Raw genomic sequence first — 18628 nt, forward strand, 5'->3', positions numbered from 1 at the left:
GTGTTTGCTCAACACTTTTTTGGACAAAAATGAGTTAGAGCCAACGGGCGGCTCAATACAATTTCATAAGGTGGTAACGCTCTTATTAGATATTAGACCTCGCCTCTTTTAGGCTTAAGCTGAGTTTACTTGTTAGAAGTTGTACTTTTTTTAACATCCTCTACTAACCTAGGTATCATTTGTTCAACAGAGGCTAGCTGAGTGCCTATATCCAAACTACCTTTCTCTGCTATCACCTCAATATCAGAGAATAACTCTCTTAATTTGTTAGCGCTTATTTCACCACACATCCCTTTTAACGCATGCGCTATTTGACGGACTTCTTCACTATTCCCCTGTTTGTGTTGCTCTATTAGTTGCTGCACTTTAATAGGTGCTTTTACAACAAACACTTCACAAATTTTGTTTAGTAAGACTTCTTTATTTAATAATCGTACAAGGGCTTGTTCGCGGTCCCACAGTTTTTCTTCTTTGAGTTCATTTCCGGCAAGAGGAATTGCTTTAGATTGCCCCTCGTAGCTTGATAACGACCATTTGACGACCTTTTCTAATACTTTAACTGCCTCAATTGGCTTACTCACATAATCACTCATCCCCACAGCTAAGCATTTTTCCTTTTCACCAGCCATAGCGCTTGCGGTCATTGCAATGATAGGAATATCAATAAACGACTCTCCTGCTTTTCCTGTGCGTATTTTTTCACATACTTGATAACCATCTAAAATTGGCATTTGGCAATCCATCAGTATGCAGTTTATTTGCTTCTCATTTGTGTTGAAATGATTTAAAAGTTCAATTGCATCTTGTCCATTACTTGCTGTTAAAATATTTATAGGCAGCTCATCTAATGCGCCTTTAGCAACTTCAATGTTGATTTCGTTATCGTCGACAATCAATATTGTACAATCTTTTAATTGCTCAGTGACATCATCTGTAACTTCAAAGCTATTGGTTTCAGAAAGTAGATATAATGGCTCACTTTTTGGCACTTCGTAGCCAGCTACTTGCACCAGCTCTGTTTGGGTTATAGGTTTGGTGATTTGAGATACTTTTGATGCAATACCTTTAGGGAGTGGATTTCCTGGTTGATGAAGTGTTATAAACTGAGCACTTTGGTTATAATCGCTTAAAACTTCAATGATTGAACCTATGTTATTCGTTGTATCATCTTCATAGTCTAAGAACACGTAATCAAAAGCTTTGTTTTTATGTGCACCAAGCTCTGCCATAGAGCATGTGCTGACAATACCGCCTAGCAAACTAATTGTCTTATCCAAGACTTCCCAAATATTCTGATTACTGCTCGCCACCAAAATAGCTTTATTCTCGTAGCATTTTTCAGTAACTTGAAAGTTCTCTCCATTGCAGCGAACTTTAATATTGAAGGTGAAAGTACTGCCCTGATTTAAAGTTGAACTGACAGAAATGTCTCCATCCATTAATTGACATAATTGTTTACAAATAGACAAGCCAAGTCCGCTCCCCCCAAACTTTTCTGATATTGCCGTACTTGCCTGCTGAAACGCATCAAATAATTGTCCTTGCGTACTAGGCGCTATCCCTATTCCCGTATCTTGGACATTCACTTTTAAATCATATAACTTTTCCGATATGCGCTCAGAACTAACAGTGACTTTTATATAGCCTTTGTCAGTAAATTTTATCGCGTTACTGATTAAGTTATTTAAAATTTGGCTGAGTCTGAGCGGATCTGTTTTAATATTCTCACAGTTTAAGTCACTGGTATCTAAATATACATTTAACCCTTTATCAAAGGCTCGAATAGCACTTGATTCAACTAGTCTTTCAATTAGTAGTTGTAGATTGATTGTTTTAAGATTTAGATCCAGTTTACCTGCTTCAATCTTAGATAAATCAAGTATGTCATTAATTAATAGATTTAAATTTGATGCACTTAGATCCATCATTTCAACAAGGTTTCGTGATTTATCAGACAACTCTTCTCGTTTTAAAATATTTAAAGTGCCAATGACCCCATTCAATGGAGTTCGAAGCTCATGACTTATGTTCGATATAAATGCGCTTTTAATATCGCTATGCTTGATCGCATCATCTTTAGCCTCTGCAAGTGCCTGAGTACGCTTTCTAACTTTCGCTTCTAGCTCTGTATTTAATCGTTTTACTTTTATTTCAGCTTCTTTTTCTTTTGTTATATCTCTAATAATTAAAGCAAGTCCAATTAAAGTACTTTGTTCAGAAAATACGGGACTAACAGATATCGCAAAATGAAACGTTGTTTCGCCAAATTGTTCGGAGAATTCATCTTTAATTTGTGATTTTGAGCTTTGTATATCATTAATGTAGGTCTGGGTGGGTAATTTTGAGAGAAACTCAATGTCTATTGCTGGTTTCCCTAATGCTGTCACTTTAGAAATTGATAACAAACGCTCCGCTGTATTATTTATACTTGTTAACTCACCCTCTAGATTTAACCCAACGATTGCATCGATTGACCCATCAACTATTGCAGATGCTTCTCTGCGAGCTTCCGCTAATAACTGACTCCTCGTTGCATTTCTATAAAACATTATAAGTAATATGGAAGTGAAAACACCAATAGCCGCTAGGAAGCCATAAGTGATTTCACGTTTCTCATTAACTAACATTTCTACGTATTTTTCAGGTACTAAAAGATTAAAGTTAATATATCCATATTTATTCCTAGGTCTTGTTTTCACTTTTGTAGAATGTACATAAAACTGCAAGTTAGGGTTAAGTTTTGATGTTACCGTGTAGAGCCCTTGATATTGAACTTTCTGACTATAAACTTTTTCCCACGTTAGGTCTGGGTTTAAATCTCGTGAAAATTGATAGTCTTCTACAGGATGGTAAATAAAGTCACCTTCAGAGCTACTAATAATTAAATCAGAGTAGTTAAAAACGGTTCGTTTAAGATTATCAATGAGTGCATTAGCATTTACATTCATAATTAAAAATGCATACCGCTTTCCTTTATCACTAAAGACGGGAATAGAAAAACGTAACATTGGCTGGTAAGGAAAAACCACTTCACCAAATTCTTTATTTAAAGTGAGTGGTGACATGTAAATTTGATTCGTTTCAAGTTGAGAGCTTGGTAAAAAATATGGCTCACCACTTTTAGCCTGCAATGAGTAGTCAGGCACAGCCTCTACAGATGCGCCTACTCTTTGCACGCGTATTAACTCTCTACCCTCGGCAGTAACAGCAATAACACGAAGTTGCTCAACTGCAAGGTTATTTTCCATAAAGCCAATAAATATGGTTTCTAGACGTTCTTTCCACTGGTTGTATGTAGTACCATCGTATGGATCAATTCCATCATTAAATTCAGCTCTTGGTAATCCCGATATAGGGGGAGTTGAGTATAAAAAGCGGAGATCTGATTTTGACTCAGCAATTGAACTAGTTACTATTTCTTTTAAGCGCTCTTGTGTCTCAGTAAACTCTTGATCAATTGACCCTAAAACATCACTTTTAACGTGTCCTTCAAAAAAATAAACTGCAAATAAGGCAAAAATAAAAAACACAAAGGAAACTATTGTTAAAAATACCTTCGAACCAACTAAACTTGCACCACCTTTATTATAAATATCCATACTATGTCCGCTTAATATTTGTTCTACACCACTTTAGCAAGATAGACCTCAAAGCGTCATACTCGAGTGGCTTTGCGATATAATCATCCATTCCGGCATCAAAACAGCGCTGCTTATCTGCACTTAATACATTAGCAGTTAAAGCAATAATTGGTGTATGTTTGAAAGCAGAAAACTCTCTAATTTTTACAGTGGCTTGCGGACCATCTAATACTGGCATTTGCATATCCATAAAGATAATATCAAATACACCTAGTTCACATTGTTCAACAGCTTCCTGACCATTGTTTGCCATATTTATAGAGGTAATATTAAATTCATTGAGCATCGCTTCAATCACTATCTGATTAATGTCATTATCTTCAACAACAAGCGCATTAATATTCGATAAATCTATATCTTCTTTAGGTGTAGTTAATGAAGCATCTTTATGATCTAAGTCCATTGAAGATAGTGTGCGCTTTGCTAACAGAGAAAAATAAAAATGAGATCCTTCTCCTAGTGTACTTTCGACTTGTAGAGGTGCTTCCATCAAATCTAATAATTTGTTTGATATAGTGAGGCCCAACCCTGTACCACCAAAACGCCTTGTGATAGAAGTATCTGCCTGAGAAAATGCTTCAAATAGTGTATTCAAGTGTTCACTTGCAATCCCGATCCCTGTGTCTGATACATTAAACGTAAGCTTTACTTCATCAAGCCCAATCTCTTGTATGTTTACAGTTAACGAAACGCTTCCTCTCTCTGTGAACTTAACAGCGTTACCCAGTAAATTTATCAATACCTGCTTTAAGCGCGTTTCATCGGCCAAAAAAGCCAGTTTTTCAACTTCCGGAGTTGTAGAGATATAAAGCTGAATATTCTTACTATCTGCTTGCTCCTGAAATAGGTGTTTAAGCTCCTCTAAAAGATAGCTTAAATCTACTGGTTCAGACTCAAGCTCAATTTTTGAAGCCTCAATTTTACTCAAATCAAGAATATCGTTGATAATAACTAATAAGCTAGCGCCAGAAGACTGTATGAGGTGTAGCATTTTGCTTTGTTCTGGTGTGAGAGTCGTGCGGCTTAGCTGGCGAGCCATTCCTAAAATACCATTCATAGGTGTTCTAATTTCATGGCTCATGTTTGCTAGAAACTCTGACTTAACTTTTGTTGTATGCTCAGCACTTTGCTTCGCTTCAGATAGATCTTTACTTAGTTCTCTAAACTTATTAGCCGCCTTGGCTAAAATACCAATTTCATCCTTTCGTTTTAAATCATAAATCGGTGCTTCCAAATCTCCATCTAAGAAATGTGTGAAGCTATTTGTTAAGCGTTTTATCCCACGTGTAATTTGCAGGTGAAAAAATAAAGATAGAACGACAATGTATATAACAACCATTAAAGCAAGTACATTTAAAATGCTCTCTGTCATTGTAACCGCTTGTTGTGCATTCCGTTTTATTTGTTTTAGTTGAGTTAACGAATCTTCCCTTAAGCTATTTGCAAGCGTACTAAATTCAATTGCATCGCCTGCCATAACAACATTAACTAAGCTCAAATAGTTTCGATTAGCTTGAACACTTTTTGAAAAAACCACCCGATAATGGCTTACGAAATTGAGCATTTTTTCAAATTTAGTATTATCAGCTCCATTTTCAGATAACGTATCCAGTATTTTTTCAACGGATGCTCTTTTGGCATACTCTTTTTTTGTTAAAAATTGAATTGCATCATGATGCAGCACATGCCAAAGATTAAGGTATTCGGCAATTAGCAACTTATCATTTGTATTAATCGTCTTTGTTTTCAAATCGTCTAGAAGTAAAACTGCATTCAGATAAATTTGGGGTAACTCTTTTTCAATTAAGTTATTTCGTTGTGTAAAGCGAAGTTTCAATACTTTTAAATTATCACCATAACGACTTACTAGCTGCGTCATTCCATTTATGTGAGCTTTCGTTCTTCCTACAGTATTTTTTAAAGTAATTTCAGCTAATCGACTTTCAATACTTTCAAAATTTACCATTATTTTTTTAAAAACGGGGGCACTACCTGATGCTCCGTAAACTGAGATATCCCTTTGCATCTCAACAATATCTTTATTGATTTTTAAAATATCTACCGAATAATTACTAATGCTAGCGATATCATTGAAAGAGTCTTCGATGGTTTTCAGCCTTTGATTCATAATCAAATAACTAACACTCATGGCGATTAAGACAAGTGCCATCGCTAGTGACATTTTGGCAGCAAGAGATTTTGAAAAAAAGCTCAACAAATTACTTCCTTATGCATTAAGTAGTTCATACCACTTATCTAAACTGTAGTCATAATTTGGCATCACGGTATTCCAAACAGCGATGTTTGAAAAGCGTTTAATATAGCTGCCACCATCCCTTACTTCGCCAGCTTTAACAGATACTTTACCATCTGTTCCCTTCAAGTCAGTTGATGCTTCTTGTCCTTCATACCAATAGTTCCACTCAGGTTTCGACATAAGCGGTTGGCTTCGGCTAGGGTTAGAAATGTAATATCCTTGCCTTGCTATAAATGCGCCTGGGTAGCCGGATAACCACCAGTTCATATACTCATACGCTGCATCTTTAACATGCCCATGGGTATTTTTTGATAAACACATAACTCCATGCCATGCTCTGTATCCTTCTTTTGGCGATGCATAAGTTACTGGAATGCCTTGCCCATTTAGCGCACTGACACCTGGTGAGAACATACTTTGAATGGTCACTCGGTTCATTTTCATAAAATCAACAGATTGCGGTACTGACGTCCAAAAACCTGAAAAATGACCTTGCCGTTTCTTTTCAAATAAAATAGTAAATAATTGGTCAATCTCGGCAATAGTCATATTGCCGAAATCATTAAATTTCATTAATCCTTTAGCTTGAGCAGCTAGAGCAGCGTCAAAAATACCTATTGTTGGTGCATTAACTAAGGCTACTTTCCCTTTATTCTTTTCATCTAATAACCATGCCCAGGATTCTGTTTCGTAAGGGATACCTTTTTCAATAACATTCGTGTTATAGCCAAATGAATCGACATTATGTACATATGGCATGAAGCTAATTAATTTGGATGGTGTTGCTCCTAACGAACCATCTGCCTGTGCATAAAGCAGCTTGTTTGGTGAATCGCCTGCGCCTAACTTTGCATCCGGTACAATTTTGCCAGTCTTGGTAAGTGGGTTTATTTCATCCCAATAAACGAGTCTATCAACCTCGATTGGCTGAATTGCATCTGCTTGCCACAAAATATTAATAGAGTCAGACCATTGCTCAAACAAATCAAAAGAACTAGGGTCTGCTGCTGCTTTTTGTAAAACGGCGGCACTCCCCATAGGCGTAAACTCGATGTTTATACCTAGCTCGCGCATTGCTCTCTGTCTAAGCTCTTCTTGCAACGTAACATGTGTTCCCATTACACGAAGGGTTACTTTGTTCTTTGCAAAAACATAGGGGGCTTTAAACGCAAGTGATGATGCCGCAGCACCAACACCGAGTGTTTTTAGAAAATCTCGACGCTTTTGGGAATGTTCCATTGTATTTCTTGGTAAGTTAACAATCTCCAAAGTATAGGCTATGTTCCTGAGGTTTCTACAAAAAGCGGTAAGAAAAGCCTAAATCAATCACAAAAACTAAGCCTAAAACAGTTTCGCCCATCACTTTTAGCCGCATAAAGCGCTTTATCTGCGCAATTAATTAGCTCATCAAAGCTCACCTTATTTTGGTGCTCGTAGATAACCCCACCGATACTGACTGTCGCGCGGCCCCATAAAGACTTAACATGCGGGATATTAATCGCCTCAAGCTCTGCTGTAATACGATCACATATGAATTTAACACCTTCGAAGTCAGTGTATGGTAGTATGATAAGAAACTCCTCCCCACCATATCGTATTGCTATATCTTGAGGTCGTTGAATAGAACGCTCAATAACATCAGCAATTAGTTTCAGGCAAGCATCTCCTTGCGGGTGCCCGTATTGATCGTTGTATAACTTAAAGAAATCTAGATCAAGCATTAGCAAACTGAACGGTTTCTTCTCTCTTGAAGTTTGTTTAAAAACATTAGCAACTTCAAGGTCTAAATAGTGCCGATTAAATAAGCCTGTCAATGGATCTTTATAGGTAAGCTCTATTAGTTTTTCTAATCGAAGCTTATTCTCTAAGTGATTTTTTGTACGATGTATCAACGTGGATGCTGTGATGGGTTTACCAATAAAATCAGAAGCACCAGCTTCCCAGCATGCATTTTGGTATTCCGTGTCGTAAGTCGAAGTGATGAAAATTATTGGGATATTTTCGAATGTAGCTTTAGCCTTAAGTCGCCTACAAATATCCAGACCACTTATATCCGGTAAATTAATATCTAGTAAAATCAAATCTGGAAGTAAATCCTCACAGGCTTCTAAAACAGCCTGACCAGAAGAGTATGCATCCACGGAAAAATGATCTTCTAAAATAACTCCTAAACTTAGCCTTACCATCTCATCATCGTCAACGATGAATACTTTACATTGTGATAAGGGCTTTAAACTTAAGGGCATAATATTCCTTCAACCTTACTACTTTGTATTAGTTTGTTAGCCTTGTCGATATTCAAAGGCTTACTTAGTAAATAACCTTGACCAATTTGACAACCAAGCTCTTGCAGTCGATCTTTTTGCTCTAAAGTTTCAATCCCTTCAGCCACAATTTGCAGTCCTAGTGAATGAGCTAATTCAATTATAGTAGTAACAATATTAAATGCTTGAGCATCATCAAGCATATCACGAACAAAAGACTGATCTATTTTCAGCACATCTAATGGGAATAATCTTAAATATGAAAGGCTTGAGTATCCAGTACCAAAGTCGTCAAGAGCAATACTCACTCCCATTCCAGATATAAGCTTTAATTGACTTACAGTATAATCAAAGTTTTCAATCAAGGCCGATTCTGTCACTTCTAACTCTAAATAACGACTTGGTAATTGGGTTCTTTCAAGAATTTCGGCAACAGTATCTACAAGTTTAGTATCTGTGAATTGTTTAGCAGATATATTTACTGCTACTTTAATAGGCAGACCTTTATCAAGCCAAGTTTTCGCTGCAATACAGCTCTTTTCAAGAACTTGTTCTCCTAAGCGAAAAATAAGCCCCGTTTCTTCTGCATATTCAATAAAGTGAACAGGAGAAATAAAGCCACCTTGCCCATCTTTTAAACGAACTAAGCTTTCTACACCAATCAGTGTGTCAGTGTTTAAATCATATTTAGGTTGATAATGAACTTCGAGATCATTTTCTTCTAATGCCTTTCTTAGCTTATTTCCAACCTCAAGGCGCCTATTCATTTCAATCTGTAAATCGTCACTAAAGTAAAAGTAACTATTTGCAGATTCATTCTTTGCTTTATACATTGCAGAGTCTGCATGACGAAGCATCTCTTCAACGCTTGAAGCATCGTCAGGATACACACTTATACCTAAACTTGCTGTAAGCACATGTTGTTCACCACCAGACCTGAAAGGTTTGCTAATAACATTGAGAACTTGATTAACAAGAGGCTCTAGGCTTAATGAGTTAGCTGAATGAGGAACAACGAGTGCAAACTCATCCCCACCAACACGTGCGACAGTAATATCGTTACATGCAAATAAATCTAAACTATGACCAATATGGGCAATTATCTCATCACCAACGTGATGGCCTAATGCATCATTAATAAACTTGAACTTATCTAAATCAAGTAACATTAAACTTAATTTAGAGTCATTAAATTCTGCTCTGGCTATGCCTTGCGTGAGTCTATCATGCAGTAGCACTCGATTTGGTAGTGAGGTCAATTGATCATGATGAGATAAATAAGTCATCTGCATAGACATAGCTAAAGCTTCGCTTACATCTTGAAACACCATAACAGCGCCGCATTGATTATGGTTTTTATCAAGGATAGGAGCTGCGCTGTCTTCAACTCGATGTTCAATTCCTTGCTTACTTATTAGTTGCGTATTTAAAGCCATAGCAACAGGTCTATTTTCATTTAATGCAACGACTAATGGGTTAATTGATGAAGCTTTGGTCGTAGCATCGATTAACTTCATCACCTCTTCAATATGGCGACCTTTCGCTGCTGTTTGTGACCACCCTGTAAGTCTTTGCGCTACAGGGTTCATATACACAATATTTGCCTTTTTATCAGTAGAAATAACAGCATCAGCAATCGAGTCAAGAGTGATTCTCAACTGTTCCTTTTCAGCAAAAAGTTCTGCTTGAGTCTGTTGCAATATCTTTTCTTGTGACCTGATTTTTATATGATTTTCAATACGAATTCGACATAGTCTGAGGTTTAAGGGTTTTGAAATAAAGTCTATCGCGCCAAGAGACAATGCTTTTTCTTCTATCGCAGGATCACTGTGAGACGTAATAACAACAGTTCTAATATGTGCCAGAGTAGACTTTTTCTGTATGACTTCTAAAATATCAAAACCACTGACTGTAGGCATTTCTAAGTCAAGAACTAAGATATCAGGCTTAATTTTTTCTATAAGTTGTATAGCCTCGGAGCTATTGTTAGAAGTTGTAATCTTACCAACATCCTCTAGGGCATGCTCTAACTGTAAGGTATTAATTTCTTCATCATCAATGATTAGAACGCTGCAATTGTCCATTTAAGTTTCCCGCAATACTTTGTACCTACTTACAATAACGCTAAAACAGTAAATTTGCGACACACTTTTTTATTAGTCTTAAAATATTATTTTTTGTATATTAAACTGGTATTTTTGAAAGCATTAGCTAGTTTTTAATTAATGTGTAAGTAATACATATTAACTATGTAATAAAACAAAATGGATATTTTAGGGAGGAATTTTGAAACATTATTACATTAACGATAACGCCCAAAACACAGGTGAACATGAGGTACATACAGAGTCATGCCCGTACTTCAACTTGATAACAGACCGCACTTATTTAGGTTTCTTCCATAGTTGCAAAGATGCAGTAGAGAAAGCAAAAACCAAATATTCAAATGTTGATGGTTGTAAGCATTGTTGCTCGCTTTGCCATACTCGATAGAGAAATTTATAACTGAGAGACTGACTTGATTTAGTTACATTGTTCAGTCTCTCTCAAGTTGTGATAGCTAAATTAAAGGTTTGTTTTAAATTGGCCTACAGCCTCAACGACTTCTTTTGCGCCTTTTTGAATGTCATCGATTACATTACCTGCACTATTAGATAAATCCAAAGCATCTTTGGCTTCTACTAGGCTAGATTCAATTTGGGTTACAGCGTCCTGAGTAAGTACTTTGTTTTCTGCAACCACACTAATTATTTGCTCTGTAGCTAAACTCGTTCTTGATGCTAATTGTCTTACTTCGTCTGCGACAACTGAAAAACCACGTCCTTGCTCACCCGCTCTTGCAGCCTCTATTGCAGCATTAAGTGCTAATAAGTTTGTTTGATCTGCTATTCCTTTAATACTTTCAACCAATTGAGAGACTTTTGCTGATTGTACATCAAGTTTATTAATGCCTTCGCTCGCAGTTTCAAGTTTCTTAGAAAGCGCATTCATAGTTGAGATAGTTTGCTTTACAACACCTAAACCATTTTCTGCATCAGAGTCAGTTTGTTTTGAGATATCGTAAGCAATGCCAGCTGTTTCTGAAATAGCTTGCTCTCTTCTCATTTGTTCTGTAATGACAGTCGCGAACTTAGCAACTTTATATAAATCTCCATTTTCATCATGAATAGGGTTATAAGAAGCTTCAAGCCATACTTCATTGCCATAACTATCTATTCTTTTAAAGCGGTCAGAGATAAAGCGCCCCCCCTTTAACTCTGACCAAAACTCTTTGTAAGAATTTGAATTTGCTTCTTCTGGATCGCAAAAGATACTATGGTGCTTACCTAGTATTTGGCTTTTAGAGTACCCCATTGCATTTAAAAAATTATCGTTAGCACTCAGAATTATTCCATCTAGAGTAAACTCGATTACAGCAGATGAACGACTAAGAGCAGCAAGCATATCTTCTTTCTCTCTCGAATGAGAGATAGTGCGAGTGAGCTCAGATGAGAAAATAGCTATATCTTCATTTACAGGTTGAACAATGCTTCTAAGCCACAATTCTCTATCAGTTTTCGTTTTTAACTGTAAAGCACCATGCCAATGGTTAGTTTTCTTAAGTGCTGACAAGAATTTTTGTGTATGAGGTTTATTTAATGACTTTTTTAAGATCAAGCTTTCAATGCTTGCCCCTTTTAGATCCTCAACTTCAATTTCGATTGCCGCAGCAAAACGATGATTTGCTTCTAAGATATGCCCACTTTTACTTAATAAAAAATACAGCATCTCTTCTTTCAGTTCCTGCTTAATATTTTCATACTCGGCAGTTTGCTCTTTCAGATAAGCAATTTCAGATAACAATTTTTTATTTGTAAACCACATTTGGGGTGTTTCCCTTAAGAGTCAACTCAAAATTTGAGTTTTAAGAATCAATAGTTTAGACAGTAGATACTAAAAGTAAAGATATGGCAGATTAAGGACTCATATTATCACTTCAACTGGCCTTCAGTACGAAGTTAGTGAGCAATTGGATCTTTATGTTAGTTCATAAATAAGAGAGGTTATGTAAATAACCTGTTTCTCTGTAATCTGGTTTGAGTGTCCCTCCCATCACTTTTATCCAAGATTAAAGTGCATGTGCGTAAGAATCAAAAATTGTCTTTAACGCCCCCCAAAAAGGCAGATCACTCTAGCGCATTTCTGGACAAAAACACGTTAGAGTATTTAATCAGTAACGCCTCAATTTGCGGCGAGCGTTAGCGAGTCCGGGCGCGACAGCGCCATACAACATTGACTTGTTAGGCATGCAGACTTCACTTTCGGTCGAGAGTATTTTTACGCTCCGATGTATACGCCCACCAAGGCTTAGCCTCCTCGCCGCTCATGAAACGAGTAATTGATATAAACACATCAATTACACAAGGGTCATGCTTGTGCCCTGTCGTACTGCAGAGTTTTTCGTACATTTGGTATGGGTCACGACCCACAAGATCTTCTGGATTCACAATGCCAAGTAATTGCAAGTCAGAAGCACCGGCCTTGCCAATATTAGGGAGGTCAGTCAACTTTGTGGTTTTGCTGCGATCAACTTTTGCTGGATTCATAGCTTGCCTAACGCCTCAATAATAGGCGTAAAAATGCTTGGCTAAAATTAGCGAAGAATGAGCGCAAGCCAAGCGTTTTGTGTCCTATTGAGTAACTTGTTAGCATTCAATTCGCAAGTTTTTCATAATTACGTCAGCAGAATTGAAGTAATATTCACAATCCTTGCTAACCATTTTTGTAGCATAAGAAGCTTTAGGTTGCTTGCGCTTATCAAATTCGAAGTTGAAACTTAAAGAATTATAATACTGAGAGTCCATATAAACTTCTGCTGGAAGGTGTTCTTTTGAACGAATATTAGCGCGAGCAGTATGTTCTATATCCATTAACTGAGCAAATGGAATACCTAAGCTATTAAGAGATATATGATTTTTTGACTCTGAAATATGAAGCAAATTGTCATCATAGTAAGAGTTTTGCCCTTGTGTAATTACTGAATAGGTTGGTAAGCCTAGGCACTCTTGGTAAATAGTAGATATTTGTGCGGATAGTTTAATAAAGAGCTCTGGGGCATAACTGTATGAGACTTCATTATCATGAGCACCTACTGACCAATTACTTTTTAAAAGTAAACTATCTGCAAAAGAAATAAATGAAATTGATGGGTAATCGCTAGCTAGTGCATCAATACGATCTCTCAGAGATTTGAGCATTTCAGTTGTAAGTTTATCTTCATCCAAATACTGCTTTACGCCAATGGCGTCAACCATAGCAAATACAGAAAAAGAACGAGCATAAAGGCTATTTAACCAGTCTCCGTTGACAAAGACGATTGGTTTTTCGTCATATTCCCAACACCCGACGCAGAATACAAAGTTTTCTTTAGTTAAGATAATAGAGATTTCGTGAAAACGATCGGAAACATTCGCATACCAAGATAACTCAACTGAATTAGCTAGAACCTTTCTTGCCGCTACAAAACTCACGTACCCAACAGGTACATATTCATTGTTTTGTGGATCATCCAAATAGTTAGTCATCATTTGTTCATATTCAGTAAGGAATTTTTCGTCCATAAGATAAATATCTCGGTCTAATGGAATTTCTTCAAATGAATATTGATTAAATTTTTCGTGCTCAAACAATGCTTGATACCTCAGTGAATGTTAACGCCCTTTTAGCCATGATCATTGCCATATAATTTATCAAAATGAACATAGAGTATAGAGTTGATGTTCTCTACCCATTGGAGAATGTCCATTAAATACTTATCTGTAATACCTATATGGTTTAACCACAATTTATATGGGCGGTTGCAGAATATTAAAGTTGTTGTTAAAAAACGTATATCAGGTGGATGGTAAAATGGAAACGGATCAAACGTATTATCATCATTTCTGTATAAGCACCAATCGAGACTATCGTTCCAAGATGCATGAATAGACTCTGACATCATGCCGAAAGTTGATGTGTATAATTTCTCGTCTTCTACTTGTTTAAAAATTTCGAAGAAATTTTTCCCTTGGAGTTTCCAGCCATTCTTTTTCTGCTCTTTGAAAGAATTCTCATCAAAGTTTTCTAATTCAAGCTTTTCTTCAACCGATTTAAGTAGCCTTTTACCTGCTTTTGTTTCAAAAAACACATCTCCGCTTTTCAATTCGCGTAGAATACGTAAACGACCTTTGTAAGAAATCTTTCTATAGTCTTCAATAACTTTAGAGTCTGATTTTATTAAATAACTAGCAGTAATAGCTGACTCAACCAAAGGACGCTCTAGGATGCTTATTATTTCTGCATTATCTTTTTCATAGTAAGCGACTATTTCTTTAAGTAACTTCCAAACTTTAATTAATAAGCCAATAATTGGTGCGTCATCTAGCGAGTATCCTGATGGATTTAATTCAACATTTCTTACTCTTGTTATACAGTCATATATTTCAGCCACATCTTTGTAAAATACAGCAGCAAAAATATTGAGTTTATCTAATGAGTAAATGTGCTCCTGAATATAATCATCCGTGTATTTTTCAATGATATTTTCTAATTCGTCCAATTTGGCTCAATCCTTGACAGTTACGGAGAATGCTAACATGTTTATAGCGAGCGAATCGCGCGTTTTTCTACCACGCTGTCGCTCACTTTTCTGAATGACATATCTTTAACAAACTCGTTAACTTATTACCAGTATTATTAAAAATTACAATCGCTCGTTTTTATCTAAGAACAAAAATGCGCGATTTGGTCGTTTTCCTGACTATGCGAGCAACTTGATTACGTATGTATACAAATACAGGGGTTATTTAAAAGATAAATGTCCGGTTTTCGCTCTTTTGAGTCACTCGCCTAAACACGTTTTGGGGCAGAAACGAGCTAGGGTCGAACAGCCGCTTTCTCATTGACATTTAATATCAAAACTAGAATCCACTCACTTCCTCAACAACTGACTAATAGGCATCCCCTCAGTAAACTTGGTTGCTATAAACGGATCTTCATCTTGGGCGCTGTCAGGTTTATAGAGTGAATAGCGCTCAACTTCACTGGCTGTAATTTCTGCAACGGGCAAAGTAAATAGGTTTGGTACATCAGGAAAGAGTACTTCAAATGCTTTGACCAAATGCTTGGTTGTGAGAGTTTTCGCGTTATCCATTAATGCATAAAGTACCGCATCATCTAAAAAGTATTTTAACGTTCTAAAACAGCCTTTTGAAAGTGAGAACAAAGCAAACACTGTTGCTTGCTCACTTAAATTTGGCTTTTCGGTGAATGGCATACGTTTGGCTAGGCCAATTATTAACTGTACAAAATGCTTTGGGTTTTCTGATAATTTAAAATAAGGCAGCTGCCTCCTTACTAATAAACGCGATGACCACTGGGGTTCGTCTGCTATTTTTTCTACCCACGGCATACCTACCAAGACAATTGATACACCCGCTTCGTCGTTAATGTATTTTAAACGATTAGCAATCTCACGGCGCTTTATACCTTGGTTGTGCTCAATTAGCTCTTGAAACTCATCAATAATTATAAGCTCTGTACCACACGTTTTTAGGCATTTTATTAATGATGTCGTTAAACGCGTACCGTTTACTCGCAGTTTACGCTCAGTGCTGCCTACTTGCCCTAAGTCTTTGAGAAGCTCGGCTAAAGTAGATTCTAGTGTCGGATTGCTAGGTATGCGACTGACTAATACAGGGTGATTCATCACTCCATTAATAAATTGCGGTAAATGACGTTCTTTATATTGTTTTATTAGTGCTGTTTTACCTGTGCCTGTATCGCCATTTAAAAGCATGCAGGGCTTTTCACCCACTAATCCATTACCTAGTCTTAATCTGTCGAAGTCGTTAAATACAGTGGTTATTATTGGGTATTCAATAAATACATCGCGAAATTCATTAAGCTTTTCTTTTTGTTTGTCGGTCAGCATAATTAAAATCCATCAAGGTCTGAGATAAAGTCATCCCAGCTGTCAGTTGCTTGCTCTGTAGGTGTAATCTTTTTGGGTTCTACTGGCTCGCTCTGAGCAATTGATTTCTGCGATTCACTATTTACATTTTGATGCTTAGCTAACGCTTTACCCCCTTTTACTTTTGAGTGTTTTGGTCCAGCCTTTAACTCTGCAATTTCTTCTTGTATTTTATTATGAATAAACATACGGGCTTTTGCTAAGCCAACATTATCAATAGAGCTCGAAATAAAGTCGCGATGAATACGTATATTTATTTTATGTTGATGCAAACTCAGGCCTTGAGTATAGCCTTGATCTTTACATGGCACTTTGATGTAGTGTTCTAATTTATCAAGGTAAACGTATATATAAGAGATATCATCAGGGTTTAATTTAATTAAAACTTCTTGAGATACCTTGTGGCTAAATTGCTTTCTATAGTTGGCAAGTTCAGTACTGTCGTAGTCTAAATTCTCTAACTGTATTCCACCTTTACTTAGTTTGCGTTGATATGAAAAACTTAGTACAACATCTAAGTGCTGAATATCATTATTACTAAGCACTGTTGGTGGTAACGTTTTAAAGCCTTGCTCCCACAACTGACTCGGTACGTAATTAAAGCGGCTGTCAGCATCTTGATGGTAAACGTCTACTACCCATTTATGAAATAACTTCATAAAGGTTGTAAAACGCATGATTGCATCTTTTTTAGGGTTGTATTCATGTTTTTGTAAAATATTAGAAAAAGTTTTACCTGGAATCGGATCTAATAACTCAGTGTTAATAGTGCCAAACATACGTTCTACAAAAGGTTTAAGCCAAGGTTTTTTTGTTGGATTGTATTGAATGTTTACTCCAATTTCGCAAACGGCAAGCTCAAGATTGTTACCCCAAAACTCTCTTCCATTATCAGTAACGAGTGTTTCAATTTTACCAGCACACTTCCATTCATTTACCGTATCAGGGTATAATTTTGCCACTTCACTTTTAGGTTTCATGGCATTCATCATAGCTCGCCTTACTGCTTCATAGCTGGGTTCGCTGAAACTAAAGTAGTAGCCAACAATACAATGACTATACACATCTACTAACATAGTGAGTGTTGGTCGGCCAAGTGGGATATGTAGCTCATCATCTAATAAAATAAGATCGAGCGGTGTATGATCAATCTCAACTTTTTCGAGTACTCTGGTAGGCCGTCTGTGCCCTTCTACTTTATTAAAAGCAATATCAGCAAGGCGCTTACCATAACGAGCAACCATCACATCGTACTGCGGTAAGTTATCTATTCTATTTTTAAAAGCTTTGTATGTTAAAGGCTTTAAATCACAGCCAACAACACTGTCGTTTTCAATAATAACTAAGTCCTTATAGAACTTGTAAGCCGAAGCCACTGATGGTTTTTCTTTTACTAAGTAACGCTCAAGTGCTTTTTCAAAAAACTTATCGGTGGCTGTATTGCGTTCCCTGTTACCTTTTTTTTGATGGTTTGGTATTAGCGACATAATATTTTTATCCGCATTAATGTAAGCGCTATACCAACGTGCTGCAGTTCTCCAACTGGGCTTTTTTTCTCCCTCAACTTCAGGCATTTCTTTCAATAAAGTCTCAAGATTTTTTTGTGTCCAACCACCTTGAATATTAGTCTCAAGCCATTGAATATATTTATACTTAGCAAAAGTAGCTATTTTTATTTTTTCAGGAAAAGCTTGTAGATCTTTAGCGTATTTTGGAGGTAGTTTGATCTCTACTTTTGGCAATGGCTGGTTAAATTCATCATCAAACAGCCCATCATTAAACATTGTTAGACCAAATTGCTGTTTCTATTGAAATTTCATTTGTAGTTATGTCAGCAAATAACTGACCTAAAGATAATAAGCGTAGCACTGTAGCAAGCAGCTCACCGGCAGTTACTTTTAACAAGCTGACTAACTGACCCACCTTAACAGACTCGTATTGCTGAACAAGTTCTAACACCGATACTTGCAACTCTGTTAAGGACTGAAAACCAGAATAACGATGCAAAAGTTTTAAGTTATTGAGTGTTGGGTATACACGGATTTGCTTATCAGTAACCAGTATTAAATCGCGCCCACACTGCTTAGCGACAGCTTGTTTTTCAAAAAAACGTGCACGAAAGTCTTCGTCTGCAATTTTGCTTTGCGGTTTTACTTCTATAAATTTTTGCGTGCCGTCTGTGTGGGTAAGTAAGAAGTCAGGCGTGTATGGGCAAATACGGTTATTAAACTCATATTCGTAGCCTAGTGGTTGTGCTTCAAATGCGGCTATTGATGGTGAAAATTCAAAATGGAAACACGCATCAAATTCTAAAGAGGATTGAACTAAACAGGTCGATTTATTTTTTTGACTAGCAAATTTATGATTATGATTAATCGGAGAGTTTTTGATTTTTTTTTCGTACATGCGAGTCAACCACCTAACCGTTTGGTTAAATAATAGACTATGCCATCATATACTTCCAATTTATGCCATC

General features: G+C 36.6%; 13 protein-coding genes. 1 reads left to right on the forward strand and 12 read right to left on the reverse strand.

Annotation, left to right across the window (positions count from 1 at the left end; all coding sequences use genetic code 11):
* Nucleotides 1-125: 125 nt before the first annotated feature.
* From L3V41_RS01175 to L3V41_RS01195, 5 genes are all read right to left on the reverse strand, one after another.
* Nucleotides 126-3599, reverse strand: a complete 3474-nt coding sequence (locus tag L3V41_RS01175) for an ATP-binding protein (RefSeq protein ID WP_237127043.1) — start codon at nt 3597-3599, stop codon at nt 126-128.
* A gap of 1 nt (nt 3600) precedes the next feature.
* A complete protein-coding gene (locus L3V41_RS01180) occupies nt 3601-5856 on the reverse strand; it encodes an ATP-binding protein (RefSeq protein ID WP_182396436.1) in 2256 nt (751 codons plus the stop codon).
* 12 nt (nt 5857-5868) lie between these two features.
* On the reverse strand, nt 5869-7017 hold the full coding sequence (locus tag L3V41_RS01185; protein ID WP_237127267.1) for an extracellular solute-binding protein: 1149 nt from the start codon (nt 7015-7017) through the stop codon (nt 5869-5871).
* A 203-nt stretch (nt 7018-7220) separates the two neighbouring features.
* A complete protein-coding gene (locus tag L3V41_RS01190) occupies nt 7221-8144 on the reverse strand; it encodes a diguanylate cyclase (protein ID WP_237127044.1) in 924 nt (307 codons plus the stop codon).
* Complete coding sequence (locus L3V41_RS01195) at nt 8135-10246, reverse strand: EAL domain-containing protein (protein ID WP_237127045.1); 2112 nt, start codon at nt 10244-10246, stop codon at nt 8135-8137. The genes L3V41_RS01190 and L3V41_RS01195 overlap by 10 nt, the downstream gene beginning before the upstream one ends.
* 202 nt (nt 10247-10448) lie before the next feature.
* Here L3V41_RS01195 and L3V41_RS01200 point away from each other — a divergent pair, with 202 nt between their 5' ends.
* A complete protein-coding gene (locus L3V41_RS01200; protein WP_082874020.1) occupies nt 10449-10655 on the forward strand; it encodes a hypothetical protein in 207 nt (68 codons plus the stop codon).
* 72 nt (nt 10656-10727) lie between these two features.
* Here the strand turns inward: L3V41_RS01200 and L3V41_RS01205 are convergent, their stop codons facing one another.
* The 7 genes from L3V41_RS01205 to L3V41_RS01235 form a co-directional block, all read right to left on the reverse strand.
* Nucleotides 10728-12026 (reverse strand): PAS domain-containing methyl-accepting chemotaxis protein, encoded by a 1299-nt coding sequence (locus L3V41_RS01205; RefSeq protein ID WP_237127046.1) that lies wholly within the window; start codon nt 12024-12026, stop codon nt 10728-10730.
* A 431-nt stretch (nt 12027-12457) separates the two neighbouring features.
* Nucleotides 12458-12748, reverse strand: a complete 291-nt coding sequence (locus L3V41_RS01210) for a helix-hairpin-helix domain-containing protein (protein ID WP_237127047.1) — start codon at nt 12746-12748, stop codon at nt 12458-12460.
* Between the two features lie 99 nt (nt 12749-12847).
* Nucleotides 12848-13831, reverse strand: coding sequence for a hypothetical protein (locus L3V41_RS01215; protein WP_237127048.1), 984 nt, complete (start codon nt 13829-13831; stop codon nt 12848-12850).
* A 32-nt stretch (nt 13832-13863) separates the two neighbouring features.
* Nucleotides 13864-14739, reverse strand: coding sequence for a DUF5677 domain-containing protein (locus tag L3V41_RS01220; RefSeq protein WP_237127049.1), 876 nt, complete (start codon nt 14737-14739; stop codon nt 13864-13866).
* A gap of 372 nt (nt 14740-15111) precedes the next feature.
* Nucleotides 15112-16113, reverse strand: a complete 1002-nt coding sequence (locus L3V41_RS01225; protein WP_237127050.1) for a TniB family NTP-binding protein — start codon at nt 16111-16113, stop codon at nt 15112-15114.
* Nucleotides 16114-16115: 2 nt separating this feature from the next.
* Nucleotides 16116-17936, reverse strand: a complete 1821-nt coding sequence (locus tag L3V41_RS01230) for a Mu transposase C-terminal domain-containing protein (protein WP_237127051.1) — start codon at nt 17934-17936, stop codon at nt 16116-16118.
* On the reverse strand, nt 17929-18558 hold the full coding sequence (locus L3V41_RS01235; RefSeq protein WP_237127052.1) for a Tn7 transposase TnsA N-terminal domain-containing protein: 630 nt from the start codon (nt 18556-18558) through the stop codon (nt 17929-17931). The genes L3V41_RS01230 and L3V41_RS01235 overlap by 8 nt, the downstream gene beginning before the upstream one ends.
* Nucleotides 18559-18628: the final 70 nt, after the last annotated feature.

Origin of the sequence: Pseudoalteromonas sp. L21 (genome assembly GCF_021728035.1) — a bacterium.
In the GTDB taxonomy this organism is placed as follows: domain Bacteria; phylum Pseudomonadota; class Gammaproteobacteria; order Enterobacterales; family Alteromonadaceae; genus Pseudoalteromonas; species Pseudoalteromonas arabiensis.